This is a genomic window from Mumia quercus, from assembly GCF_025506335.1.
Lineage (GTDB): Bacteria > Actinomycetota > Actinomycetes > Propionibacteriales > Nocardioidaceae > Mumia > Mumia quercus.
Map to the genome: position 1 here is coordinate 258905 of NZ_JANZYO010000003.1, position 23724 is coordinate 282628.

20 protein-coding genes are annotated in these 23724 nt (G+C 72.0%); 13 read left to right on the forward strand and 7 right to left on the reverse strand.

The window, feature by feature from the left end; all coding sequences use genetic code 11:
- Positions 1 to 15 precede the first annotated feature (15 nt).
- Genes nuoN through NYZ95_RS07725 form a run of 3 tightly spaced genes read left to right on the forward strand, consistent with a single transcriptional unit; the run spans position 16 to position 5386 of the window.
- Positions 16 to 1602 carry an NADH-quinone oxidoreductase subunit NuoN gene (gene nuoN / locus NYZ95_RS07715; RefSeq protein ID WP_262850947.1) on the forward strand — a complete coding sequence of 529 codons (1587 nt, stop codon included), beginning with the start codon at positions 16 to 18 and terminating at the stop codon, positions 1600 to 1602.
- 29 nt (positions 1603 to 1631) lie between these two features.
- Positions 1632 to 2630: a polyprenyl synthetase family protein gene (locus NYZ95_RS07720; protein ID WP_262850357.1), complete on the forward strand. Its 999-nt coding sequence runs from the start codon at positions 1632 to 1634 to the stop codon at positions 2628 to 2630.
- 41 nt (positions 2631 to 2671) lie between these two features.
- Complete coding sequence (locus NYZ95_RS07725; RefSeq protein WP_262850359.1) at positions 2672 to 5386, forward strand: SpoIIE family protein phosphatase; 2715 nt, start codon at positions 2672 to 2674, stop codon at positions 5384 to 5386.
- A 6-nt stretch (positions 5387 to 5392) separates the two neighbouring features.
- Here the strand turns inward: NYZ95_RS07725 and rarD are convergent, their stop codons facing one another.
- From rarD to NYZ95_RS07760, 7 genes are all read right to left on the reverse strand, one after another.
- The gene (gene rarD / locus NYZ95_RS07730) at positions 5393 to 6313 is read right to left on the reverse strand and encodes an EamA family transporter RarD (protein ID WP_262850361.1); all 921 of its coding nucleotides are present in this window, start codon (positions 6311 to 6313) and stop codon (positions 5393 to 5395) included.
- 73 nt (positions 6314 to 6386) lie between these two features.
- A complete protein-coding gene (locus NYZ95_RS07735) occupies positions 6387 to 7463 on the reverse strand; it encodes a 2-oxoacid:ferredoxin oxidoreductase subunit beta (RefSeq protein ID WP_262850363.1) in 1077 nt (358 codons plus the stop codon).
- Positions 7460 to 9394 (reverse strand): 2-oxoacid:acceptor oxidoreductase subunit alpha, encoded by a 1935-nt coding sequence (locus NYZ95_RS07740; RefSeq protein ID WP_308212228.1) that lies wholly within the window; start codon positions 9392 to 9394, stop codon positions 7460 to 7462. The genes NYZ95_RS07735 and NYZ95_RS07740 overlap by 4 nt, the downstream gene beginning before the upstream one ends.
- Before the next feature lie 71 nt (positions 9395 to 9465).
- Positions 9466 to 10512, reverse strand: a complete 1047-nt coding sequence (locus NYZ95_RS07745) for a cohesin domain-containing protein (RefSeq protein ID WP_262850365.1) — start codon at positions 10510 to 10512, stop codon at positions 9466 to 9468.
- A gap of 108 nt (positions 10513 to 10620) precedes the next feature.
- Positions 10621 to 12243: a M20/M25/M40 family metallo-hydrolase gene (locus NYZ95_RS07750; RefSeq protein ID WP_262850367.1), complete on the reverse strand. Its 1623-nt coding sequence runs from the start codon at positions 12241 to 12243 to the stop codon at positions 10621 to 10623.
- Positions 12244 to 12346: 103 nt separating this feature from the next.
- A complete protein-coding gene (locus NYZ95_RS07755; RefSeq protein WP_262850369.1) occupies positions 12347 to 12850 on the reverse strand; it encodes a hypothetical protein in 504 nt (167 codons plus the stop codon).
- Positions 12851 to 12919: 69 nt separating this feature from the next.
- On the reverse strand, positions 12920 to 14899 hold the full coding sequence (locus NYZ95_RS07760) for a S8 family serine peptidase (protein WP_262850371.1): 1980 nt from the start codon (positions 14897 to 14899) through the stop codon (positions 12920 to 12922).
- 78 nt (positions 14900 to 14977) lie between these two features.
- Between NYZ95_RS07760 and NYZ95_RS07765 the strand changes: the two genes are divergently transcribed.
- From NYZ95_RS07765 to NYZ95_RS07810, 10 genes are read left to right on the forward strand one after another with little or no spacing between them, the layout of a single operon-like run.
- Entirely contained in the window at positions 14978 to 15352 is a 375-nt protein-coding gene (locus tag NYZ95_RS07765; RefSeq protein WP_262850372.1) for an NADH-quinone oxidoreductase subunit A, read from the forward strand.
- Positions 15343 to 15948 (forward strand): NADH-quinone oxidoreductase subunit B, encoded by a 606-nt coding sequence (locus tag NYZ95_RS07770; RefSeq protein WP_262850374.1) that lies wholly within the window; start codon positions 15343 to 15345, stop codon positions 15946 to 15948. Before NYZ95_RS07765 ends, NYZ95_RS07770 begins: the two co-directional genes overlap by 10 nt.
- A gap of 5 nt (positions 15949 to 15953) precedes the next feature.
- Positions 15954 to 16709: an NADH-quinone oxidoreductase subunit C gene (locus NYZ95_RS07775; protein ID WP_262850375.1), complete on the forward strand. Its 756-nt coding sequence runs from the start codon at positions 15954 to 15956 to the stop codon at positions 16707 to 16709.
- Positions 16706 to 17656, forward strand: a complete 951-nt coding sequence (gene nuoH / locus NYZ95_RS07780; protein WP_262850377.1) for an NADH-quinone oxidoreductase subunit NuoH — start codon at positions 16706 to 16708, stop codon at positions 17654 to 17656. The genes NYZ95_RS07775 and nuoH overlap by 4 nt, the downstream gene beginning before the upstream one ends.
- Positions 17653 to 18189 carry a NuoI/complex I 23 kDa subunit family protein gene (locus NYZ95_RS20555; RefSeq protein WP_372500462.1) on the forward strand — a complete coding sequence of 179 codons (537 nt, stop codon included), beginning with the start codon at positions 17653 to 17655 and terminating at the stop codon, positions 18187 to 18189. Before nuoH ends, NYZ95_RS20555 begins: the two co-directional genes overlap by 4 nt.
- Positions 18186 to 18689: an NADH-quinone oxidoreductase subunit J family protein gene (locus NYZ95_RS07790; RefSeq protein ID WP_262850378.1), complete on the forward strand. Its 504-nt coding sequence runs from the start codon at positions 18186 to 18188 to the stop codon at positions 18687 to 18689. Before NYZ95_RS20555 ends, NYZ95_RS07790 begins: the two co-directional genes overlap by 4 nt.
- Entirely contained in the window at positions 18689 to 19021 is a 333-nt protein-coding gene (gene nuoK, locus NYZ95_RS07795) for an NADH-quinone oxidoreductase subunit NuoK (RefSeq protein ID WP_262850380.1), read from the forward strand. The genes NYZ95_RS07790 and nuoK overlap by 1 nt, the downstream gene beginning before the upstream one ends.
- Complete coding sequence (locus tag NYZ95_RS07800) at positions 19018 to 20787, forward strand: NADH-quinone oxidoreductase subunit 5 family protein (protein ID WP_262850382.1); 1770 nt, start codon at positions 19018 to 19020, stop codon at positions 20785 to 20787. The genes nuoK and NYZ95_RS07800 overlap by 4 nt, the downstream gene beginning before the upstream one ends.
- Positions 20784 to 22295 (forward strand): complex I subunit 4 family protein, encoded by a 1512-nt coding sequence (locus NYZ95_RS07805; protein WP_262850384.1) that lies wholly within the window; start codon positions 20784 to 20786, stop codon positions 22293 to 22295. The genes NYZ95_RS07800 and NYZ95_RS07805 overlap by 4 nt, the downstream gene beginning before the upstream one ends.
- Entirely contained in the window at positions 22292 to 23716 is a 1425-nt protein-coding gene (locus tag NYZ95_RS07810) for an NADH-quinone oxidoreductase subunit N (protein ID WP_262850387.1), read from the forward strand. Before NYZ95_RS07805 ends, NYZ95_RS07810 begins: the two co-directional genes overlap by 4 nt.
- Positions 23717 to 23724 lie beyond the last annotated feature (8 nt).

Here is a 23724-nt window from a genome sequence, read left to right on the forward strand (position 1 = left end):
GTTCTCGCCGCGCCGATGGCGCCGTCGCCGATCGACGCGCCGGACATCGACTACGCGACGATCTCGCCGCTGCTGATCGTCCTCGGCGTCGCCGTCGCCGGCGTCCTCGTCGAGGCCTTCGTGCCGCGGGCGTACCGCTTCGTCACCCAGGTGGTCGTCGCGGTCGTGGGTCTCGTCGCGGCGTTCGGTGCGACCGTGTGGGTCGCCACCGACCTCCCCGAGGTCGGAGGCGACGTGCCGGCACGCGGCGGCCCGACCGCGATGGGCGCGCTGAGCGTCGACGGGCCGGCCGTGTTCACGTGGGGCATGCTGCTGCTGTTCGGCGTCCTCGGCGTCCTGCTGTTCGCCGAGCGTCGCCTCGACGGAGGCCTGAGCGCGTTCACGAGCCAGGCGTCGACCCCGCCGGGCAGCACCGACGAGCGTCGGGCGACCCAGCTGCGCATCGAGCACAGCGAGGTCTTCCCCCTGGCCGTCTTCGCGCTCGGCGGCATGATGTTCTTCGCCACGGCCAACGACCTCCTCGCCATGTTCGTGGCACTCGAGGTCCTGAGCCTCCCGCTCTACCTGATGTGCGGGCTCGCTCGTCGCCGTCGCCTCCTGAGCCAGGAGGCCGCGATGAAGTACTTCCTCCTGGGGGCGTTCTCCTCGGCGTTCTTCCTCTACGGCATCGCGCTCACGTACGGGTACGCGGGCTCGTTCGACCTGGGCGAGATCTCCACCGCCGTCTCGAACCGGATCGGCGGCGAGAACCTCCTCCTGGCGGGCATGGCACTGATCATGGTCGGGTTGCTCTTCAAGGTGGCGGCCGTGCCGTTCCACGCGTGGACGCCCGACGTCTACCAGGGCGCGCCGACCCCGGTGACCGCGTTCATGGCCGCCGGGACGAAGGCCGCGGCGTTCGTCGCGATGCTCCGGATCTTCTACGTGGCCTTCGACGGCGCCCGCTGGGACTGGACGCCGGTCGTCTGGGGCGTGGCGATCGTGACCATGCTGTTCGGCGCGGTCGTGTCGATCGCGCAGACCGACGTCAAGCGGATGCTGGCGTACTCGTCGATCGCCCACGCGGGCTTCGTGCTCGTGGGCCTGGCCGGTGTCGTCACGGGCACCGGGCTGACGAGCCTGTCGGCGATCCTCTTCTACCTCCTGGCGTACGGCGTCGCCGTCATCGGCGCGTTCGCGGTCGTCATGCTGGTCCGCGACGCGGGCGGCGAGACGACCCACCTCGGCAGGTGGGCGGGGCTCGGCAAGGAGTCGCCTCTCCTGGCGATCGCCTTCACGCTCTTCCTGCTGTCCTTCGCGGGCATCCCGCTGACCGGCGGCTTCATCAGCAAGTGGTCGGTGTTCGCGGCGGCCTGGGAGGGTGGCGCCTGGCCGCTCGTCGTGGTCGGTGTGGTGGCCTCGGCGATCGCGCTGTTCTTCTACGTCCGCGTGGTCGTGCTGCTGTTCTTCGCCGCCCCGCAGGGCGACGGTCCCACGGTCGCTGTGCCCAGTCCGTTGACCTCGTCGGTCGTGGTCGTCGCGGCGGCTGTCACAATCGTCCTGGGGGTTCTCCCCGGCCCGGTGCTCGAGCTCGTGCAGCAGGTCGGGGCGTTCGTCCGTTGACCTGCCGCACGACCGAGGGAGCAGCAGCCGTGGCGTCAAGCGCCTGGGGCATCGCCGAGTCCGACCCGGCCCTGGAAGCCCGTGTCCGCGACCGCATGGACGAGGTCGAGAAGCAGCTCGCTTCGGCCGTGCACGACGACGACGGGTTCGTCGGCGAGGCGGCGAGCCACCTCCTGGCGGCGGGAGGCAAACGCTTCCGTCCGCTCCTCGTCCTGCTCGCCTCCGAGTTCGGCGACAACCCGGGCTCGGACCAGATCCCTCCCGCTGCGGTCGTCATCGAGCTGACCCACCTGGCGACGCTCTACCACGACGACGTGATGGACGAGGCTGCCGTACGCCGCGGTGCGGCCTCGGCCAACGCCCGCTGGGACAACTCGATCGCCATCCTCACCGGCGACTACCTGTTCGCCGTGGCCTCTCGCGTCGTGGCCGGGCTGGGCACCGACGCCGTCCGGATCCAGGCGGAGACGTTCCAGCGTCTCGTCCACGGCCAGATCCACGAGACGATCGGCCCGCGCGAGGGCGACGACCCGCTCCAGCACTACCTCGGCGTGGTCGCCGACAAGACGGGCTCGCTGATCGCCACGGCCGCGCGCTTCGGCGGGATGATGAGCGGCGCGGACGAGGAGACGATCGCGGTCCTCACCGAGTTCGGCGAGCGGATCGGCTCGGTCTTCCAGCTCGCCGACGACGTCATCGACATCGCCAGCGACACCGACGACTCCGGCAAGACGCCTGGCACGGACCTGCGCGAGGGCGTCCCGACCCTGCCGACGTTGCTCGTCCAGCAGGCCGCTCGCGAGGAGGACGCGCGCCTCCGGGAGCTGCTCTCCGGACCGATCAGCGCCGATGCGGACGTCGAGGAGGCGCTCGCGCTGCTGCGGGTCAACCCGGCCCTGGAGGAGGCCCGCGCGCTCGTCCACCGTGACGCCGAGGCGGCGCGCGCGCTGCTCGAGCGGCTCCCGGACAACGCCGCACGGCAGGCTCTCCACGGTCTGTGCGACCGCGTGGTGACGCGCGTGGGCTGACGCCGGACGCATACTGGCATCACACGGCGTGGAGGTCCCGGGTGAGCAGGCACAGGTCGAACACAGGTCTGGCGCTGCTCTCCGTCCTGGCGCTGGTGGCGTCGGCCGGCCTGGCCGCGTACGCCGCCTTCGTCGACCTGGGGCCGGAGTCGATGCTCCCGCTCGCCTGCCTGCCCGTCCTCGTGCTCGCGGTCGCTGCTGCTGAGACGTACCAGATCGCCGTCAGCGGGCCGACGAGCCCGGCCCGGTTCACCTTGGTCACGGCGACGATCGCGCCGCTGATCTACGGCTACGACGTGGCGACGGTCGTCGGCGCCGTCGCCCTCGGGCACGTGCCGTCGCTGCTGTCTCGGTCGCACCCGAGGCTGCGCGGCCTGAGCCTGATGGCCCGGTGGACCTTCAGCGCCGCGGTCGGCGCCGTCGTGGCCGAGACCCTCGGGGTGGACGCGCGGCTCACGGGTTCCGTCGCCGGAGGGCTCGTCGTCAGCCTCGCGGTGATCACTCTGGTCAACTTCGGGTGGCTGGTCGTCGAGGGCGCGATCACCGATCCCGTGTCGTGGCCGTACGCCGTGCGCAAGCCGGTCTTCCTCGCCGTCGTGGCCGCCGCGCACTGGGCGATCAACACGCTGTTCGGGCTGCTGTTCGTCTTCGCGCTGGCGGGCAGCCCGCTTGGTGTGCTGCTCGTCCCTGTCCCGCTCCTGCTCATCTTCTTCACCGCGCGGCTCTACACCGACGCGTACGCCGACCGTGGCCGCGTCGAGACGCTCAGCGAGGCGAGCCGGATCCTGTCGGAGCCGGTCGACCCGATGACGGCGGTCCGTCCGTTCCTCGAGGAGATCCGCGAGCGCTTCGGCGCCAGCACGGCCGTGCTGGTGATGGTGAGCGAGGACAACCGTCCGACGGCTTTCCGGTGGTCCGCGGACGGGACGTACGAGGACGAGGTGCCCGTCAACCCTCTCGAGCGGCGCCTGGTCAAACGTGGCGTCCTCACCCGGGTCGGTGCCAACGACAACTCCGCGCTGGCGCGTCTGCTGCGTGAGGACGGCCGGATGTCGTGCGTCTCGGCGCCGATGCAGCTGGGTCCTCGCGTCGTCGGCGTGATCGTGCTGTACGACCTCCCGGGCCCCACGCCGTACGCCGAGCACTACCAGGTGTCGGTGCTCGAGACGCTGGCGCGGCAGACCGTGCACACGCTCAGCCGGGGCTGGGCGATCTCGAAGGTCGTCGAGAACGAGCGCTCGCTGGCCGAGATCCTCCAGAGCACCTCCGACGGCATCTTCACCATCGACGCCACCGGGGCGATCTCGACTTGGAACCCAGCGTGCGAGAGGATCACCGGGCTCTCGGCGACCGAGGTCCGTGGCCGCCGGGACGCGCTGCCGCGGCTGCGGGCCCGTACGGCGGCGGGGCGACCCGTCGACCTCGTCAACTGGCGGGAGGTCGCGGAGTTCCCGGGCGAGATGCTCATCACCGCGACCAGCGGCGAGCAGCGCCAGCTGGCCTGCTCGTTCACCCGGGCCGAGAACAGCGACGGCACACGCCGGCTGGTTGTCGTCGCCCGTGACATCACCCCCGCGACGGAGTTCCACGAGCTGCGCGAGCAGTTCGCGCGGCTGGTCGAGATGCAGGCCGCCCAGCGTCTCGTGGTGGACCACCTCCAGCAGGCGGTGGCGCCGGAGCCACCGGGGATGGAGGGCATCGACATCGCCGTCGCCTACGTCGCCTCCGACCCGACCGCGCCCACGGGCGGCGACCTGTTCGACTGGCACGAGCTGCCGACCGGTGAGCTGCACGTGGCCGTCGTCGACGTGCTGGGGCACGGCGTGACGGCCACCCGCGACGCGCTGACCGTGATCCACACCCTGCGGCACGTCGCGGTCGAGGGGACACCGCTCGAGGACGTGGTCGCCCGCGCCGACACCCTGCTCGACGCCCAGGACTCCGAGCTCGTGGCCACGGTCGTGGTCGCGCGGTTCAACCCCCGCACCGGTGACCTACGGGTGGCCTCGGGCGGTCATCCGCCGGCGATCATCGTCGCGCCCGACGGCACCGTACGCCAGGTGGCCGGCAGCGGCGGCGCGATCGGCTGGCCCGGGGTGGGGAGCAGCGGCATCGCGGTGACGCAGCTGGCCGAGGGGGAGTCGCTGATCCTCTACACCGACGGCCTCGTCGAGGCACGTCGCGACATCATCGCCGGGATGGAGCAGCTGCAGCAGATCGCGGGCGAGATCGCCGGGCTGCCCGCGCAGGAGCTCTCGGACACCCTCGTCCAGCGCTCCCTGGAGGGGGCGGAGCGTCACGACGACGCGCTCGCGCTGGTGGTGCGCAGGGCGTCGAAGCCCGCGCTGGCCTCGTTCGCGCGCTGGGAGCTGTCGCCTCAGGCCACGTACCTGCTCAGCCGCGTGCGGCGCGAGCTGCGCGAGTGGATGGCGGCGCACGAGATCGTGAGCGAGGACGCGCTCCTGGTCGCCGACGAGCTCCTCGCCAACGCCCTCGACGCCGCGCGGACCCGTGCGGTCCTCTCGGTCGAGGTCACCGACCGGACTCTCACCATCGAGGCCACCGACGACGGGCGTGGCGACCCGCTCCTCAACGAGCACGGCCGGACCCGGCCGTCTGACGGTCGTGAACGCGGCCGAGGGCTCTACATCGTGCGGCGGCTCTCGCGAGAGGTGCAGGCGCTGAGCACGACGGAGGGCTCGGTCGTACGGGCGCAGGTGGTCGCGGGGCCCCGTGCGGACGCCTCGGTGGGCTGAGGGGCCTCAGACGACGTTCTCGGCGGCGGCCTTGAGCGTACGACGGCGGTGGCGGGCGGCCTCCACGGTGATGATGACCAGCGCGAGCCAGACGAGCGCGAACCCGATCCAGCGCCCGGGGGACATCTCCTCCTTGAACAGCAGGACGCCGAACGCGAACTGCAGGATCGGGGCGAGGTACTGGAGCAGGCCGAGGGCGGTGAGCGACAGGCGGGTGGCGGCGGCGCCGAAGAGCAGCAGCGGGAGCGCGGTCACCAGTCCGGTGGAAGCGAGGAGGAGCGCGTGGCCGACACCGTCGGTGCCGAAGGTCGAGGCGCCGGTGGCCGCGAGGAAGACGAGGTAGCCGAGCGCGAACGGGGCGATGGTCGCGGTCTCGACGGCGAGTCCCTCGATCGAGCCGACGTCCGCCTTCTTCTTCATCAACCCGTACACCCCGAAGGTCAGGGCGAGCGTGAGGGCGATGAACGGCACGCGGCCGTACTCCCACGTGAGCTCCACGACGGCCGCCGCCGCGATCGCGAGGGCCAGCCACTGGACGGGACGTGGGCGCTCGCGGAGGAAGAGCACCCCGAACGCGATGGTCACGAGCGGGTTGATGAAGTAGCCGAGCGAGGACTCCACGACGTGGCCGGTGTTGACCGCATAGATGTAGGTGCCCCAGTTGAGCGCCACGACGGCGCCACCCACAGCCAGGTACGCGAGGCGGCGCCGGTCGCGTACGACCTGCAGTGCCTGGCCGACCCGCCGCGTGAGCAGGAGCAGCACGACGACGGTCAGCAGCGACCAGACGATCCGGTGCGCGAGGATCTCCGCCGGGGAGGACGGCTCGAGCAGCGGCCAGTAGAGCGGGAACAGCCCCCACAGCAGGTACGCGCCGGCGCCGAGCGCGAGCCCGTCGGCGGAGTCGGGGCGACAGTCGGTCCTCACCAGGGAAGGTTACGCGGCCCCGGGACGCGAACGGGCCCCCGGCGTGCGCCGAGGGCCCGTGCTCACGCCTGCGTCAGGCGATGGTCCAGGTGTCGCTGCCGGTGAGGAGCTTCTGGAGGTCGCCGGGGCCCTGCGCCTCGGCGGCTGCGGCGAGCTGTGCCCGCGCCTGGTCGTCGTACGTCGGCCGCTCGACCTGGCGGAAGATGCCGATCGGCGCGCGGTCGAGGTAACCGCCGTCGGTGAGGCGGCTGATCGCGAACGCGAGCGACGGGTCCTGGGCGTGGGCGTCGTGGACGAGGAGGGCGTCACGGTTCGTGTCGTCGACCTCCACCACAGAGACCGCGCCCGACGCGGGGTCGCGGACGAGACCGTGCTCGCCCTGGGGTCCGAAGGTGATCGGCTTGCCGTGCTCCAGCCGGATGACGGCGTGGTCCTTGGTCGCGGGGTCCTTGATCGCGTCGAACGCGCCGTCGTTGAAGATCGGGCAGTTCTGGTAGATCTCGACCAGCGCCGTGCCTCGGTGCGCCGCCGCCTGGCGCAGCACCTCCGTGAGGTGCTTGCGGTCGGTGTCGATGGTCCGCGCGACGAACGACGCCTCGGCGCCCAGCGCCAGGCTGATCGGGTTGAACGGCGTGTCGAGCGAGCCCATCGGCGTGGACTTGGTGACCTTGCCGGGCTCCGACGTGGGGGAGTACTGGCCCTTGGTGAGGCCGTAGATCCGGTTGTTGAACAGCAGGATCGTCATGTTCACGTTGCGGCGCAGCGCGTGGATCAGGTGGTTGCCGCCGATGGAGAGCGCGTCTCCGTCGCCGGTCACGACCCACACCGACAGGTCCTCGCGCGACGTCGCGAGGCCGGTCGCGATCGCGGGCGCGCGGCCGTGGATCGAGTGCATGCCGTACGTGTCGAGGTAGTACGGGAAGCGCGACGAGCAGCCGATGCCGGAGACGAAGACGATGTTCTCGCGCTTGAGCCCGAGGTCGGGCAGGAACCCCTGGACGGCCTTCAGGACGGCGTAGTCGCCGCAACCGGGGCACCAGCGGACCTCCTGGTCGCTCGTGAAGTCCTTGCCGGTCTGCTTGAGGTCGGTGGACGGGATCCCCGCGAGGCCGTCGCGGGCCAGCGTGGGTGCGGGAAGGTCGATGCTCATCGGTGGTTCTCCTGGCGGGGTCGGTCCAGGCTCGGCGTGTCGAGCGTCTTGACGGCTTGCGCGACGACCTCGGCGAGCTCCTCGGAGCCGAACGGCATGCCGGTCACCTTGTCGTAGCTCTGGACGTCGACGAGGTACTGGGCGCGCAGCAGCAGCGCGAGCTGGCCGAGGTTCATCTCGGGCACGATCACGCGGTCGTACGCGCGGAGCACCTCGCCGAGGTTGCGCGGGAACGGGTTGAGGTGGCGCAGGTGGGTGTGCGCGACGTCGATGCCCTGCGCGCGTGCCGCGCGGACGCCGGCGCCGATCGGTCCGTACGTCGAGCCCCACCCGAGCACGAGCACGCGTGCGTCGCCCGACGGGTCGTCGACGACGAGGTCAGGGATGGACTCGGCCACCCGGTCCACCTTGGCTGCGCGGTGACGGACCATCCGGTCGTGGTTCGCGGGGTCGTACGAGATGTTGCCGGTGCCGTCGGCCTTCTCGATGCCGCCGATGCGGTGCTCGAGGCCGGCCACGCCGGGCGGTGCCCACGCGCGGGCGAGGGTCTCGGGGTCGCGCGCGTACGGGAGGAACGTCTCGCCCTCCGCAGGTGCGGTGGCGAAGTCGGGCTCGATGCGCGGCAGCGTCGCGACGTCGGGGATCTGCCACGGCTCCGACCCGTTGGCCAGGTAGCCGTCGGAGAGCAGCATCACCGGGGTGCGGTAGGTGACGGCGATCCGCGCCGCCTCGAGCGCGGCGTCGAAGCAGTCGGCAGGCGACTGCGGGGCGATCACCGGCAGCGGCGCCTCGCCGTTGCGGCCGAACATCGCCTGGAGCAGGTCGGACTGCTCCGTCTTGGTCGGCAGGCCCGTCGACGGTCCGCCACGCTGCACGTCGACGATCACCAGCGGCAGCTCGATCATGACGGCGAGGCCGATGGTCTCCGACTTCAGCGAGATGCCGGGGCCCGAGGTCGTCGTGACGCCGAGCGCGCCGCCGAACGACGCGCCGAGCGCGGCGCCGATGCCTGCGATCTCGTCCTCGGCCTGGAACGTCGTGACGCCGAAGGCCTTGTGCTTCGACAGCTCGTGGAGGATGTCGCTGGCCGGCGTGATCGGGTACGCGCCGAGGAACACCGGCAGGCCGGACTGCTGGCCCGCGGCCACGATCCCGTACGACAGCGCGGTGTTGCCGGTGATGTTGCGGTACTGCCCCTGCGACATCGGCGCCGGCTTGATCTCGTACGAGACGGCGAACGCCTCGGTGGTCTCACCGAAGTTCCACCCGGCCTTGAACGCGGCGAGGTTGGCGTCGCGGATCGCCGGCTTGGAGGCGAACTTCTTCTCGAGGTACGCGGTTGTGCCCTCGGTCGGGCGGCCGTACATCCACGACAGCAGGCCCAGCGCGAACATGTTCTTCGCGCGGGCGGCGTCCTTGCGGCCGAGCCCGAACTCGGCGACGGCCTCGACCGTCATGCCGGTGAGGTCCACGGGGTGGACCTGGTAGTCCGCGAGCGAGTCGTCCTCCAGCGGCGAGGACGTGTAGCCCGCCTTCGCGAGGTTGCGGCTCGTGAAGTCGTAGCTGTCGACGATCACGATGCCGCCCGGTCGCAGCGCCTCGATGTTCGCGGCGAGGGCGGCCGGGTTCATCGCCACGAGGACGTCGGGGCGGTCGCCCGGGGTGAGGATGTCGTGGTCGGCGAAATGCACCTGGAACGACGAGACGCCGGGGAGCGTGCCCTGGGGGGCGCGGATCTCGGCAGGGAAGTTGGGGAGGGTCGAGAGATCGTTGCCGAAAGCTGCGGTCTCCTGGGTGAAGCGGTCACCCGTCAGCTGCATGCCGTCGCCCGAGTCGCCCGCGAACCGGATGACGACCCGGTCCAGCTGTTCGACCTTCTTGCCGTCGATCGCCAAGGCTTGGCCCTTCTGTGCGTTGATGCGTTGAATCAAGCCTAGGCGATGACTTTGGAATGCCGTTGCGACTCCGGGATTTGGACCCTCCGGCCGCCCGTGCCTGCTGCTCAGCGCACCCGCAGGCGCAAGGTCTTGGAGCTCGGGGCGAACCCGGCAGAGGGCCTGTAGCTGACCCGGATCTTGGTCCGTCCGCGCTTCTTCACCGTGAACTTCACGGTCGTCGTCCCGGTCGGCTTCAGCCCGACGCGACGGGTCTTGCCGCGGTAGGTCACCGCCGCCGTGCCCGTGGGCGTCGCTCCCGAGGCGGCGACGCGGAGCCTGACGGTCACCTTCGCGCCGCGCTTGACGGAGCGCTTCGCCTTCGCGGCCATCCAGGTGGCGGCCGGGACGACGGCCTCGGTGGGCGCCGACGCCGCGGACCCGACCTCGTGGCCCTCCTTGATCCCCGAGACACGCAGGCCGAGCCGAGCGCCGACGTCGGCGGGCGAGAGCCGGTACGACGGACCGTCCGCGCCGTCGATCGGGACGCCGTCGCGCTGCCACTCGTACGAGGCAGTCGTCCCCGGGACGTCCCAGGAGGTGGGTTCGGCGGTCAGGACGGCGCCCACCCGGGGCGACCCGCCGATGCGTGGCTCCTCGGCGGCCACCGGTGCCGGCTTGGCGGCGACCTCGACCGTTGCGGCTCCGAGGGCGGACTCGGTCGTGGAGCCGTCGTCGGTGGTGACCGCCTCGAACGACGACGCCTCGACCGCTGCGCGACCCGGCTTGAGCGTGCGGAAGGTGGCGGTCGCGAGCACAGCCTCCCCGCTGAGCGGCGCGGCGCCGGCGAGGGCGGTGTGGACCACGTGCACCCTGCCCTCGGCCGCGATGCCGAACGTCTTCCCGCCGGCCGGAGCAGAGGCGGAGTCGTCGACGTACGCCAGCTGCTCCTCGTCGTACGCGAGCGCGAGGTCGTACGCCTGGACCCCGCGAAGCCCCTGGGCGGCGACGGTCACCGTCACCGTGTCGCCGAGGGTGAGCGAGGCCGCCGACGTGGCGACCGAGTAGGCGGTCTCGTCTTCGCTGGACGCCCCCACCGCCAGGCTCGCGGCCACCAGGCTGACGGTGGCCAGTCCCGCCGCGGCGCCGAGCCACGCCTTCTTGTGGTGCGTCATGTCAGGCGGCTCCGAGAAGTGGGTGGTCGGTCCGGTCCTCGTCATTGTCCTGGACACCGCCCGGGACCGTGTCCGGTCCCGGGCGATGACCCGCGAGGATGCGTGTGCTCAGCGGATGGCGCGGTGGAACGGCCCACCGTGCCCGAGTCCGTGCCCGTGCCCCTTGCCGGGACGCGGACGCTGCGGAGGCTCGACGCCGTTGACGGTCGACGTGTCCTGCGCGAACGTCCACGTCGCCGCCGCGACGGCGTCGGCGTTCACGTCGAGCGCGTGCGTGTTGACGTTGCCCACCAGCCGGTAGTCCTGACGCAGCTGGTCGTACAGCGCCTGGTCCTGCCCGTCGCCGCGGAGGTTGTCGCAGAACTCGTGGTAGCACGGGTCGTACGAGGCGCCGGCGACGCCGCCGTAGAGCGCGGCCTCCTCCGCCGTCTTCACCCCCTCGGCCCCGGTGAACAGACCACCGGCCGGGATACCGACGGCGATGAACGGACCATAGTCGGAGCGGCCCGAGAACTCGGTGTCCTGGAAGGGCTCGCCCCGGTCGGCGTAGAACTTCTCGAACACGTCCTCGATGGCGTCGGACCCCGCCGGGATGGTGGCCGGGTCGGCCGTCCCGCTCGAGTTGTCGCCGTCGTACACGCCGAAGAAGTAGTTCGGGGAGCCGATCATGTCGAAGTTCAGGTAGAGCGCGATCTGGTCACGCTCCTCCTGCGACAGACCAGCGACGTACGCCTCGGACCCGAGCAGGCCCGACTCCTCCGCGCCCCACCACGCGAAGCGCACGGTGTTGTTCACCTTGGCGTTGCGCATCTGGATCGCGGTCTCGAGCAGCGCCGCGCTGCCGGTGCCGTTGTCGTTGATCCCCGCGCCCTCCTGCACGGAGTCGAGGTGTGCGCCCGCCATCACCACGTTGGAGTCGTCACCCCTGCGGGTCTCGGCGAGGACGTTGTACGCGGTGCGGGTCTCGGCGACGTAGTCGACGGTCACTGTGACGGTCGCTCCGGGGACCGAGGCCAGGTCCTCGCCGGCCGCCGAGGTGGCGAAGACGGTCGGGATGGTGAGGCCGGTCGCGTCACCGATCATGTTGATCAGGGCCGTACGGCCGGGCTGTCCCTCGTTCATGATGATGACGCCACCGGCGCCGGCGGCCTGGGCGTTGAGCGCCTTCTCGGCGAAGCCGCACGTGCCGCGCTGCATGAGGGCGATCGCGCCGGGCTGGAGCCCCGCGAAGTCCGCGGCCTCACACCCGCTGGTGTTGCTGTTCGGGGGGAGCCCGGCGGCCGGGACGACGAGGTCGATCGGCGTCAGCGGCCCGGTCACGGTGCCCTCGGGGCTGCCGGTGTCGAAGGCGTTGCGGAGGAAGTCCGTGCCCTCCTCGTACGTCCGCGGCTGCGGGCTGACCCGGATGAGCTCGGAGTTCTCCTCGGTGTACTCGAACGGGAACTCCTGGACCTGCGGGTCGTAGCCGGCCCGGCGCAGCTGCTTGACGACGTAGTCCACCGAGGCGGCGTAGCCGGGACGTCCGGCCGCGCGGTCGCCGTTCTCGTCGGCGACCTCCTGGAGCTCCTCGAGGTGGTCGAGCACTGCCTTGAGCTTGACGGCGTGGGTGATCTTCTTGGTCGACTGGTCGTCGTGGTGAGGTGACCCGGCGCTGGCCGGCGCGGCGCCGGCGGCGACGAGGGTCGCGATCGCGAACCCCGCGCAGATGGTCGTCATCGACTTGCGTGACACGTGAACGAGCCCTTCCTGTGAAGTGCTCGGCCCCTGCCCGAGACCGCCGAACGGCATGAGCGTATGCCGAACGTGGCCCGTCCGCTGACCGTTTGAACCCCCCTCAGGCGTGAGGGGCGGACGCCCGCGCCGTCCTGTCACGGGCGGCGATCATCGCCTGCACGCCCTCGAGCGACTCGCGGATGGTGGTGCCGTAGCCGTCGTGCGGGAGGACGTCGATGCGTGCCGCGGCGTGCTCGGCGTGGCGGCTCGCCTCGTCGAAACGGCCGAGCCTGCGCAGCACGTCGGCGAGGTTGAGGTGCAGCGACGGGAAGAAGCCGGCGATCGCCAGCGACGCGTGGTAGGACCGGGCGCGTTCGTCGGTCGTCTCGTGCGCTGCCGCGAGGGCCCGCTCGTCCCACACGAGCTCTTCCTCGGTCTCAGGCGTGACGTCGGCCAGGTAGTGGGCGATCACGCAGCGGTGGAAAGCGTCGCCGCCGTCGCCGACCTCCTCCCAGAGGGTGAGGAGCTGGGCGCGCGCCGCCTCGGGGTCGCCCTCGTGCCCTCGCGTCACCGCCTCGGTGACACGCTGCATGACGGGGTCGGGAGCGGGGGTGACATCAGCCATGCGCCGAGCGTACGAGAGGGCGCGGACACGATCGTGCGTCCGCGCCCTCGCGACGGGGCTCGCTACCGGTCAGCGGACCCGCAGCGTGATCGGCCTGGAGACCGAGCGCTTGTACGCGGGGTGCTTGGCCACGTACGTCGCCGTGATCTTGTGCTTGCCGCGCTTGAGCTTCGTGGCCGACAGCTTGAGGACGGCCTTGCCCTTCTTGACCTTGACGGTCTTGATCTTCTTCTTGCCGTCACGGAAGACGACCTTGCCCTTGAGCGGGCCGGCCGCGACCTTGACCCTGGCGACGAGCTTGGCGCCCGACCGCCCGTAGCGCGTCTTCTTCGGCGTGACCTTCAGGCGGACGCTCGTGGCGACCTTCGGGACCCGGACCCCGTTGGTGCTCCGCCAGAGCGCGGGCGAGCCGGCCCCCTTGCGTCCGGCGACCTGGGCCTGGACGAGCGCCCCGCCGTCGGCCGTGCCGATGCGGTACGACGCCGCGGTGGCGCCGGGGATCGGCTTGCCGTTGCGCAGCCAGCGGTACGAGAAGGACGTCGGGCTTCTCGTCCACGTGCCGTTCGTCGTGGTGAGCACGGCACCGCGCACGCCGGAGCCCTTCATCACCGGCGCCGCCGTGGCGAGCGACAGCTTCGACACGTCGAGGATGCCCGTGCCGCAGTCGGCGGGGACGCAGTTGGTCCGGCCGTTGGACAGGCGCGGGAACGGCTTGACGGCCCACCGCAGCGCGTGCTCGACGGTGGCTGGGCTGTAGGAGCCGTGCGACAGGATCAGCGCGGCGGCCCCGGCGACGGCGGGGGAGGCCATGCTGGTGCCTGCCTGCTCGCCCCAGGTCGCCGCGGCCGGCGTCGTCGCGCCGGTGTTGAGCGTCGAGAAGACCTGGCTGCCGACGACGGCGTCGCCGCCGGCGGCCGAGAGGTCGAGCGCCGTGCCGTAGTTCGAGTACGGCGTCCAGACGCTGCCGGAGGCGGTGTTGGCGACCTGGCCGAGCTTGTTGGTGGCACCGACGGTGATGACGCCGGCACAGTTGGCCGGGGCGAAGCCCCAGGCGTTGCGGTTGGCGTTGCCGGCGGCCACGACCACGACGGTGCCGCGGGAACGGGCCACGCGGATGGCGTCGCTGAGCACCGCCGGGCAGCTGGATGCCGCGCCGGCGATCGACAGGTTGAGGACGCGGGCAGGCGTCGCGTTGCGCGGGAGACCGGGGACCTTCGCGCCCGAGCCCCAGCGCACGGCGGCGGCGACGTCGGACATCGAGCCGCCGCAGCGCCCCAGCACCCGCAGGTGCTGGAGGCGGACACCGGGGGCGTTGCCCGCGACGCCGTAGCCGTCGTTGGCGCGGGCGCCGGCGATCCCGGCGACGTGCGTGCCGTGCCAGGTGCTGCGGTTGGCGGGGATGCCGGCCCCGCACTCGCCGGCCGCCGCCCAGTCTCCCTGGTCGGCGGGGTTGCCGTCGCGCCCGTGGCCGTCGCGGGCCCGCCACGCGCTGCTGATGAAGTCCATCCCGGCGACGGTCTTGCTGTCGAGGTCGGGGTGGCTGGTCCGGCCGGTGTCGACGATCCCGACGACGACGCTGCCCGCCGTCGACGGCCACGCCGCGAAGGACTTGGAGCCGTACTCGCCGTGGATGTTCCACTGGCGCGACCACTGCGGGTCGTTCGGCGTGGCCGCGGGCAGCACGAGCAGGTCGGGCTCGACGCCGGCGACCCCCGGCAGGGCGGCGAGCTCGGCGGCGGCCTTCTCGGCCTCGGCGAGCGTGGTCGGCTCGGCGAAGGCGAGCGCGTCGACGCCGTCGGCGACCGGCGTCGTCGTGGGGGCGGTCTCGACGCCCTCGTCCGCGACGACGCTGCGCGCCGCGGTGAGCGACGGACGGGCGCCGTCCTCGTAGGTGACGACGAGGCCGGCCGCGCGAGGCGTCGGCGAGCTCGAGGCCGGGTCGGTGGGGCCCTCGGTGCGGGGCGAGTCGGAGGCGGCGGCCGGTGCGACGGCGGCGAGCACGAGGCTGGCTCCGGCGACCAGCGCGCACGCGCGGGAAAGTCGTGACATGCGCCCTAGTCTGGAGGGTGCAGGGGTCGCGCCGTACGGGCCCCACGAAGGGGCTGGTGACCCCCTAGACTCAGCCGCATGTCCGACTACGCCGACTACCTCGCGTCGTACGCCTCGGTGGCCGCGATCCTGGTCGTCGGCGTGCTCGTCGCGGCCGGGATGCTGGGTGCCAACCGGCTCCTGCGACCCGTCGTCGCCGACCCGGCCAAGCTGCTGACGTACGAGTCCGGTGTCGACCCGGTCGGGTCAGGCTGGGCGCAGAGCAACGTGCGCTACTACGTCTACGCGTTCCTCTACGTGATCTTCGCGGTCGACGCCGTCTTCCTCTTCCCCTGGGCGGTGGTCTTCGCCGCGATCGGGTGGCAGGCCGCCGTCGAGATGGCCGTCTTCCTCGGCTTCATCGCGGTCGGGCTGGTGTACGCCTGGCGCAAGGGGGTGCTCACATGGACGTGACCCGTCCGTCGGTCGACCTGGGGGTCCCGACGATCCAGCGTCTCGACGCTCCCGAGCTCGGCGTCGGGTCCGCGCTCGCGCCGCGCCCGGTCCGCTACCTCCTCAACTGGGGCCGTCGTTACTCCCTCTGGGTGTTCAACTTTGGCCTTGCCTGCTGCGCCATCGAGTTCATGGCGGCGTCGATGGCCCGGCACGACTTCATCCGTCTCGGGGTCATCCCCTTCGCGCCGGGCCCGCGCCAGGCCGACCTGATGATCGTCTCGGGCACGGTGACCGACAAGATGGCGCCCGCGATCGAGCGGCTGTACGCCCAGATGCCGGACCCGAAGTACGTCATCTCGTTCGGTTCTTGCGCGAACTCGGGCGGCCCCTACTGGGACTCCTACTGCGTCACCAAGGGCGTCGACCAGATCATCCCCGTCGACGTGTACGTGCCGGGGTGCCCGCCGCGCCCCGAGGCACTCCTGCAAGGGATCGTCACCCTCCAGGACAAGATCGCCGGCGAGGACCTCGCGCAGCGGTACGGGCGGACGGGGCTGCGCCGTTCGCTCTCCTCGCTCCTCCGCCCGCCCGTCACGCCTGAGCAGGACGGGTAGCCGGCGTGGGATGGGCCGAGGACGTCGCCGACCTCGGGCGCGCGGTCGCGGGAGACCGGGTCACGATGGCGCAGGAGTTCGGGCAGCACACGCTCACGGTTCCCGCGGGGTGGTGGCGACCGGTCGTGACCGCGCTCCGTGACCAGGGGCAGTGCCAGTTCTTCGACTGGCTCAGCGCGGTCGACGAGGCCGGTTCGCCGAGCCCGTACCCCGACGAGCCCGACCTCGCCGGCGGGCTGCGCGTGGTGTGCCACCTCGCGTCGCTCTCGCCCGGCGTCGGCCGCACGGCCGTGCGCCACCTCCTCGTCCAGACCCACGTGCCCCGTGCCGAGCCCGTCCTCGACTCGGTCGTCGACGTGTACGCGGGCGCGGCGTGGCACGAGCGCGAGACGCACGAGATGTTCGGCGTCGACTTCCGCGGCGGCGTGCCGCTGGAGACGTTGCTGCTTCCCGACGCCTTCGAGGGTCACCCGCTGCGCAAGGAGTTCGTGCTGGCGTCGCGGGTCGTGAAGGCCTGGCCCGGGGCGAAGGAGCCGGGGGAGTCCGACCACGACGTCGCCGCCGCGGACTCCTCTCCCGGACGCCGTCGCATGCGTCCGCCGGGGGTGCCCGACGCCGAGCAGTGGGGTCCCCGCGAGCCGGGGTCGCCGGCCCCCGACCCGCTCGGCCACGCGACCGCCGGGCCAGCGGCGCGGCCCGCCCGTCCGCGGCGCAACCGGCGCGCCACACCGCCCGACAGCCCGCCGGAGGAGGGGACGTGATCGACGTCGTCGACCTCCTGCGCTGCCTGCTGGTGCTCGCGGCGTTCCTGGTGCTGCCGCTGGCCGTGGGTCAGCTCGAGCACAAGACCATGGCGCACATGCAGTCGCGTGTCGGCCCGATGTACGCCGGCGGCTTCCACGGGTGGGCCCAGCTGGTCGCCGACGGCGTGAAGTTCGCGCAGAAGGAGGACGTGGTCCCGCGGGCCGCCGACCGTCCCGTCTTCGCGCTCGCGCCGGCGGTCGCCCTCGTGCCGTACCTGGTGGTCCTCTTCGTGATCCCGCTCGGCCCGAGCATGGTCGGCGCCGACCTCGACCTGGGACTCTTCTTCGCGCTGGCGGTGATGAGCGTCGGCGTCCTCGGGACGCTCATGGGCGGCTGGGCGAGCGCCAACAAGTACTCCCTCCTGGGCGGCCTGCGCACGGCGTCGCAGCTGATGAGCTACGAGCTGCCGATGGTCCTCGCCGCGGTCTCGGCGGCGATGATGGCGGGCTCCCTCTCGCTGGTCGCGATCGTGCAGGCCTGGGAGTGGTCGTGGCTCCTCTGGCAGCTGCCCGCGCTGTGCGTGTTCGTGGTGGCGGGGCTCGCCGAGCTGCAGCGGCCTCCGTTCGACATGCCGATCGCCGACGCCGAGGTGATCCTCGGCCCCTACACCGAGTACGGAGGCATGCGCTTCGCGATGTTCCTCCTCGCGGAGTACGCCGGCATCGTCGTGCTCGCGGCGCTCACGACGACCCTCTTCCTCGGCGGGTGGCGCGGCCCGTCCTCCGAGGAGCTGGGATGGTTGTGGGCCCTCCTCAAGACGTTCGCGGTGGCGTTCTGCGTGGTGTGGTTCCGGGTCGCGTGGCCGCGGCTGCGCGAGGACCAGCTCAACGCCCTCGCCTGGAAGCTGCTGGTGCCCGTCACGCTCGGGCAGCTGGCCCTGACGACGGTGGTGGTGCTCGCATGAAGGGTCTCCTCAAGGGTCTGCGCGTCACGTGGCACAACCTCACCCGCCGTGCAGTGACCCAGCAGTATCCCGACGTCCTCCCGCAGCTGCCTCCGCGCAGCCGCGGAGTCATCGCGCTGCAGGAGGAGAACTGCACGTCCTGCATGCTGTGCGCGCGCGAGTGCCCCGCGTGGTGCATCTACATCGACTCGCACAAGGAGACGGCGCCGCCGGCGACCGAGGGCGGGCGCGAGCGGTCGTTCAACGTCCTCGACCGCTTCGACATCGACTACTCGTTGTGCATGTACTGCGGCATCTGTGTCGAGGTCTGCCCCTTCGACGCGCTGCACTGGTCGCCCGAGTTCGAGTACGCCGAGCTCGACATCCGCGACCTGACGCATGACAAGGACCGCCTCCGCGAGTGGATGTGGACCGTCCCGCCCCCTCAGCCGCTCGATCCCGCGGCCGAGCCGCCGAAGGAGATCGGGGTGGCGGAGAGGGCGGCCGAGCGTGAGGCAGCGAAGGCGCAGGATCCCCCGGAGCCTCCCGCATGACAGCCGTCACGGTGGTGTTCGCGGCCCTCGGTCTCGTCACGCTGGTGTCGGCCTTCCTGGTCGTCACCAGCGACCAGATCGTGCACGCGGCGCTCTGGCTGGTCGTGACGCTGGGCGCCCTCGCCGCGCTGTACGTCCTGCTCGCCGCGGAGCTGGTGGCGTGGGTCCAGGTGCTCATCTACGTCGGCTCGGTCGTCGTCCTCCTGCTCTTCGCGCTGATGCTGACCCGGGCTCCGACCGGCAGCGGCTCCGCCACGGCGACGGCGAACCAGCCGCTGGCCGGCGTGGTCGCCGCGGCGGTGACCGTCGCGCTCGGTGCGGTGATGTGGGCCGGGTTCGGCGGAGAGGTGATCGACGAGGACGCCATCCGGATCGGCACCGCCGAGCGCCTCGGCGACGCGGTTTTCCGTACCTGGGTGCTGCCGTTCGAGGTCCTCTCGGTCGTGCTGCTCGCGGCGCTGGTCGGCGCCATCGTGCTCACGCGCAGGGGGGATCGCTGATGCCCCTGATGCTCCCGTTGACCGTCTCCTGCGGACTGTTCGGTCTGGGCCTGTACGCGGTGCTGGCCCGCCGGCACGCCGTGATGGTGCTGCTGGGCGTCGAGCTGATGCTGAACGCCGTCAACCTCAACCTGGTCGCCTTCGACACCTGGTGGGCCGACACGCTGCACACCGGCCAGTCGCTCACCCTGTTCGTGATCGCGCTCGCCGCCGCCGAGATCGGCCTGGGCCTCGCGATCGTGCTCGTGATGTTCCGTACGGTCGGCAGCGCCGACGTCGACGGGCAGGCACGTCTGCCCGACGTGCTCCCGGACGGGGGTGACGAGCTGTGAGGCGACGCGAGTCCGCGCCTGCCGTCGCGATCACGGCGCTGCTGGCGCTCTGCGCGGCGGTCGTCGCGTTCCCGCGGCTGGGGGAGCGCACCGGGCCGTACGGGGAGCCGGCCGGCATCCGTACGACGCTCGTCGACGGCGGCGACCTGCTCGGAGTGTCGGTGACGTTCTTCGTCGACCACCTCAGCGCGGTGATGCTGCTCCTCGCCGCCGGGGTCGGACTGCTGGTCCAGATCTACTCCGTCGCCTACCTGGCCGGCGACGCGCGCTACCGCGCATACACGACGATCATCCAGCTCTTCCTCGTCGCGATGGCCACGGTCGTTGTCGCCGACAACTTGTGGATGCTCCTGGTCGGCTGGGAGGTGATGGGCCTGTGCTCGTACCTGCTCATCAGCCACCACTGGGAGCTCGGGCCGGCGCGGGCGGGGGCGGTGAAGGCCTTCCTGCTGACCCGCATCGGCGACCTCGGCCTGCTGGTCGCGATCTTCGCGATCGGGCAGACCTTCGGCACGTACGAGATCAGCGAGGTCCTCAGCGCGATGGCGTCGCCGGACGCACCCGACGGGCTCACCTGGATCGGTCTGCTGCTGGTCCTCGCGGTCGTCGGCAAGTCCGCGCAGTTCCCGCTGCACACGTGGCTGGCCGACGCGATGCCGGGCCCGACGCCGATCAGCGCCCTCATCCACGCCGCGACGATGGTGGCGGCGGGCGTCTTCCTGGTCGCGCGGCTCTACCCGGTGCTCGCGGCCTCCGCGGTGACGATGACCGTGCTCGCGGTGATCGCGTGCGTGACGATGCTGCTGGCCGCGATGTTCGCGCTGACCTCCCACGACCTCAAGCGTGTGCTCGCGTGGTCGACGGTGAGCCAGCTGGCGTACATGTTCGCGGCGTTGTCGGTCGGCGGGTACGACGCCGGCATCGACCACCTGCTGTCCCACGGCGCGTTCAAGGCGCTGCTCTTCCTCGCGGCCGGGTCGGTCGCGCACGCGGTCGGGTCCACGGCGCTCGCAGAGCTGGGAGGCCTGCGCGCGGTGATGCCGTGGACCTTCGCCACCGCGACGATCGGGTTCGCCGCGCTCGCGGGCGTCGTGCCGACCGTCGGGTTCTTCAGCAAGGACGCGGTGATCGAGGCCGCGTGGCACGGGATCGGCCACGACGCGCCCGTCGCGCCGGTCGTCGCCGCGCTCGTGCTGGTGGTCGGGCTCGTCACCGCCGTCGTGACGGTCGCGTACGCGTTCCGGACCTGGTGGAAGGTGTTCTTCGCCGCAGATCCGGCGGCCGCGGCGAGGCTCGCCGAGGCGCGCAGCGCCACCGGTCGCTCGTACGAGGCGCCGCCGCTGATGGTCGGTCCGCTGGTCGTCCTCGCGGCAGCGAGCATCCTCCTGAGCCTCGCGATGCCGCTGCACCCGCTGACCGGCCTGGTGACCACGGTCCTGGTCGCCGCTGCCGGGTGGTTCACCTGGCAGACGATGGCCGCGGGCCGCGACCCGGCCGACCTGCTCGGGCCCGCCCGCCGCGCGTTCGACCGCGAGCTCGCGATGGACGTCGCGTACGACCGCGCGGGCACCGCCGCCCGGGGGGCGGGCGACGTCGTCGTCGCGACCGACCGCGACATCCTCGGGTTCTACCCGCGCGCGACGGCCTGGGTCGCGGTGACGCTCTCGAAGGGGTTCACCAAGGCGCAGTCCGGTAACGCCCAGACGTACGTCACCGTCCTCGCGGTCGGTGCGCTCCTCCTCGCAGGCCTGGTGGTGGTCCGGTGAACGGCCTCGTCGTCGCGCTCGTCGTCCCCGCGCTCACCGCTGTGCTGCTGGGGGGCCTGCGGGGCATGGTGACCGACCGGGTCGCGGCGCGGGCCGGTGTGGCGGCCTCCGTGGTCTCGGGTGTCTTCATCCTGGCCGCCTGGCTGCTGCACGACGGCGGCGGCTACGCGGCCGAGATCGACGCCGTGTGGGTCCGGGTCCTCGGGCTGCACTTCCACCTCGGGATGGACGGAATCTCCTTCCCGCTGCTGCTGATGACGACCGTGCTCTCCGCCCTGGTCTGCTGGGCCCTCGTGGACGACCCGCCGGCGGGTGACAACGCCACACCCGCCCTGGTGGCGCTGATCATGGTGGTGCTCTCCGCGGCGCTCGGCGTCTTCGCGTCGCTCGACCTTCTCCTCTTCTTCGTGTTCTTCGAGCTGGCCCTGATCCCGATGTGGTTCGTGATCGCTCGGTGGGGCGATCCGCACGACCCGGTGGGCCGGCGCGTCGCCGCGACGCGCTTCCTGCTCTACACCGTCATCGGGTCCGCGTTCATGCTGGTCGGATTCGTCACGGTCTGGGCGTTGAGCGGCACGTTGCAGATCCCCGAGCTCGCCGCCCGCTCCGAGGTCCTCGACGGCGGGTGGGCGCTCTTCGCCGCCGCGATGATCGCCGTCGGCCTCGCGGTGAAGACGCCGATCTGGCCTTTCCACCTGTGGCTGCCCGACGCCCACGCGAAGGCGCCGACGGTGGGCTCGGTGCTGCTGGCGGCGGTCTTCCTCAAGCTCGGGACGTACGGGCTCCTGCGGGTGCTCGTCTCGGTCCTCCCCGGGCCCGCCCGCGACCTGGCCCCGTGGCTGGGCGCCCTCGGCGTGATCGGGATCGTCCTCGCGGCACTCGCGTGTCTGCGGCAGAGCGACCTCAAGCGCCTCATCGCGTACTCGAGCGTCGGCCACATGGGCTTCGTCGTCCTCGGCATCGCGACCCTCACCGAGATCGGGGTGGCCGCCGCGGTGTTCGCCAGCGTCGCCCACGGTGTCGTGACGGGGCTGCTGTTCTTCAACGCCGGATCCCTCAAGCGGCGCTTCGGCAGCGCGGAGATGGCGGTGCTCGGGCGAGGCCTCTACGCGCGGATGCCGGCGCTGGCCGTGGTGCTGGCGTTCGCCGCGTTCGCCAGCCTCGGACTTCCCGGCCTGGCGGGCTTCTGGGGAGAGATGATGGCGCTGCGCAGCGCGTACGAGTCGGCGGTGGACTCCGGTGCAGGGCTGGTCCCGGCCGTGGCGACCGTGCTGCTGGTGGCCGCGCTCGTCGGTGTGCTCCTGACCTCGGCGTACTTCCTCCGGCTCCTGCGGTGCACGCTCCAAGGCGTCCCCACCCCGCACGACGCAGACGTCGACCTCGTCGGCTCCGAGCGGGGGATCGCGGCTGTGCTCGTCGTCGCCGTGCTCCTCCTCGGGCTCGCGCCCGGCCTGGTGGTGGGGGTCGTGGAGCCGAGCATCCCCGCGATCCTGGGGAGTGCCCGATGAACCCCGAGGCGGTGGACTGGGCATCGGTCGGCGTCCCGCTCCTGGTCGCGGTCGGCGCGATCGCGGCGCTCCTCGTGGACGCGTTCTGGCCCGGGGGAGGGTGGCGCCGTCAGGGCGTCGTCGCCGTCGCAGGGCTGGTCGCTGCCGGTGCCTGGCTGGCCGAGACGGGCTCGCACGGTCCGCTCGTCGCCGGCTTCTCGTGGGTGATCCTCGTCGCCGCTCTGGTCGTGGTGGTCCTCACCCAGTCGCTGGAGGACGACCCCGCGATGCCGCCGGGGGAGTCGACGTTCCTCCTGCTGTCGGCCACCGCGGGTGCGCTGACCCTCGCCGCGGCCCGGGACTTCGTCACCCTCGTCGTCGCGCTCGAGCTGCTCTCGCTGCCCTCCATCGCGCTCGTCGCCCTGCGCCGCGACCGGCGCGAGTCCGTGAGCGCGGCATGGACGTTCTTCCTCGCCTCGGCCACCGCGACCGCCGTCACGCTGATGGGGTTGTCGCTGCTCTACGGCCTCACCGGCACGCTCACGTACGCCGGGGTCAACGAGGCGCTGCAGACGTCGGAGGCGCCCGTACGCGTGATGGCGGCCGTGGTCGTGATGGTCCTGGTCGGTCTGGTCTTCAAGGTGGGCGCCGTGCCGTTCCACCTGTGGATCCCCGACGCGTACCGCGGTGCGCCCATCCCCGTGGCGGCGTTCCTCTCGGTCGTCTCCAAGGGCGGTGCGCTCGCCGCGCTGCTGGTCGTGCTCGCGTACCCGCTGCTGCCGCTGCAGCCGCGGTGGGACGTCTTCGTGGCCGTCGTCGCCGGGTTGTCGATGACGCTCGGCAACATCGGCGCGCTGGTCCAGCGCGAGATGGTCGGGATGCTCGCCTGGTCCTCGATCGCCCAAGGTGGCTTCGTCGTGGCGCCGATGGTCGCGCTCGCCGTCCAGGCCGACCTCGTGCTGACGGCGCCGCTGCGCTACCTCGCCGTCTACGCGATGGCCAACCTGACCGTCTTCGCGGTCGCCGTCGTCGCCGCGCGCAGGTTCGGCGGCACGACGTACGCGCATCTCGCCGGCGTCGGGCGCCGCGACCCGCTCCTCGGCGCCGCGCTCGTCCTCGGGCTCCTCACCCTCGCGGGGTTCCCGCCGGCGGTGATCGGGCTCCTCGCGAAGTACCTCGTCCTCCAGCCGGTGGTCGTCGGAGGGTACGCGTGGCTGGCGGGCGTGATGGCGGTCAACGTCGCCCTGGGCCTCGTCTACTACCTGCGGCTGGTCGTCGTCGCGTACGCCCCGGCGGACCGGGTCGGCAACGGCGTGCCGCCGGTCACCAGCGTCCGCGAGGGCCGCGGAGCCCGGCTCGCGTACGCGGTGGTGGTCGTCGGCGCGGTCGCCCTCGCGGCGACCTCGGTCGCGCCGACGCTGCTGCTCGGGGCGCTGCCCTGACGCCCGAC

Bases quoted from the DNA above. Each gene is read 5' to 3' on its own strand.
- NYZ95_RS07745 (WP_262850365.1), bottom strand. From the start codon at position 10,512: ATGACGCACCACAAGAAGGCGTGGCTCGGCGCCGCGGCGGGACTGGCC.
- NYZ95_RS20555 (WP_372500462.1), top strand. From the start codon at position 17,653: ATGAAGGGTCTCCTCAAGGGTCTGCGCGTCACGTGGCACAACCTCACC.
- NYZ95_RS07810 (WP_262850387.1), top strand. From the start codon at position 22,292: ATGAACCCCGAGGCGGTGGACTGGGCATCGGTCGGCGTCCCGCTCCTG.
- nuoK (WP_262850380.1), top strand. From the start codon at position 18,689: ATGCCCCTGATGCTCCCGTTGACCGTCTCCTGCGGACTGTTCGGTCTG.
- NYZ95_RS07790 (WP_262850378.1), top strand. From the start codon at position 18,186: ATGACAGCCGTCACGGTGGTGTTCGCGGCCCTCGGTCTCGTCACGCTG.
- NYZ95_RS07760 (WP_262850371.1), bottom strand. From the start codon at position 14,899: ATGTCACGACTTTCCCGCGCGTGCGCGCTGGTCGCCGGAGCCAGCCTC.
- NYZ95_RS07770 (WP_262850374.1), top strand. From the start codon at position 15,343: ATGGACGTGACCCGTCCGTCGGTCGACCTGGGGGTCCCGACGATCCAG.
- NYZ95_RS07735 (WP_262850363.1), bottom strand. From the start codon at position 7,463: ATGAGCATCGACCTTCCCGCACCCACGCTGGCCCGCGACGGCCTCGCG.
- NYZ95_RS07755 (WP_262850369.1), bottom strand. From the start codon at position 12,850: ATGGCTGATGTCACCCCCGCTCCCGACCCCGTCATGCAGCGTGTCACC.
- nuoN (WP_262850947.1), top strand. From the start codon at position 16: ATGGCGCCGTCGCCGATCGACGCGCCGGACATCGACTACGCGACGATC.
- NYZ95_RS07765 (WP_262850372.1), top strand. From the start codon at position 14,978: ATGTCCGACTACGCCGACTACCTCGCGTCGTACGCCTCGGTGGCCGCG.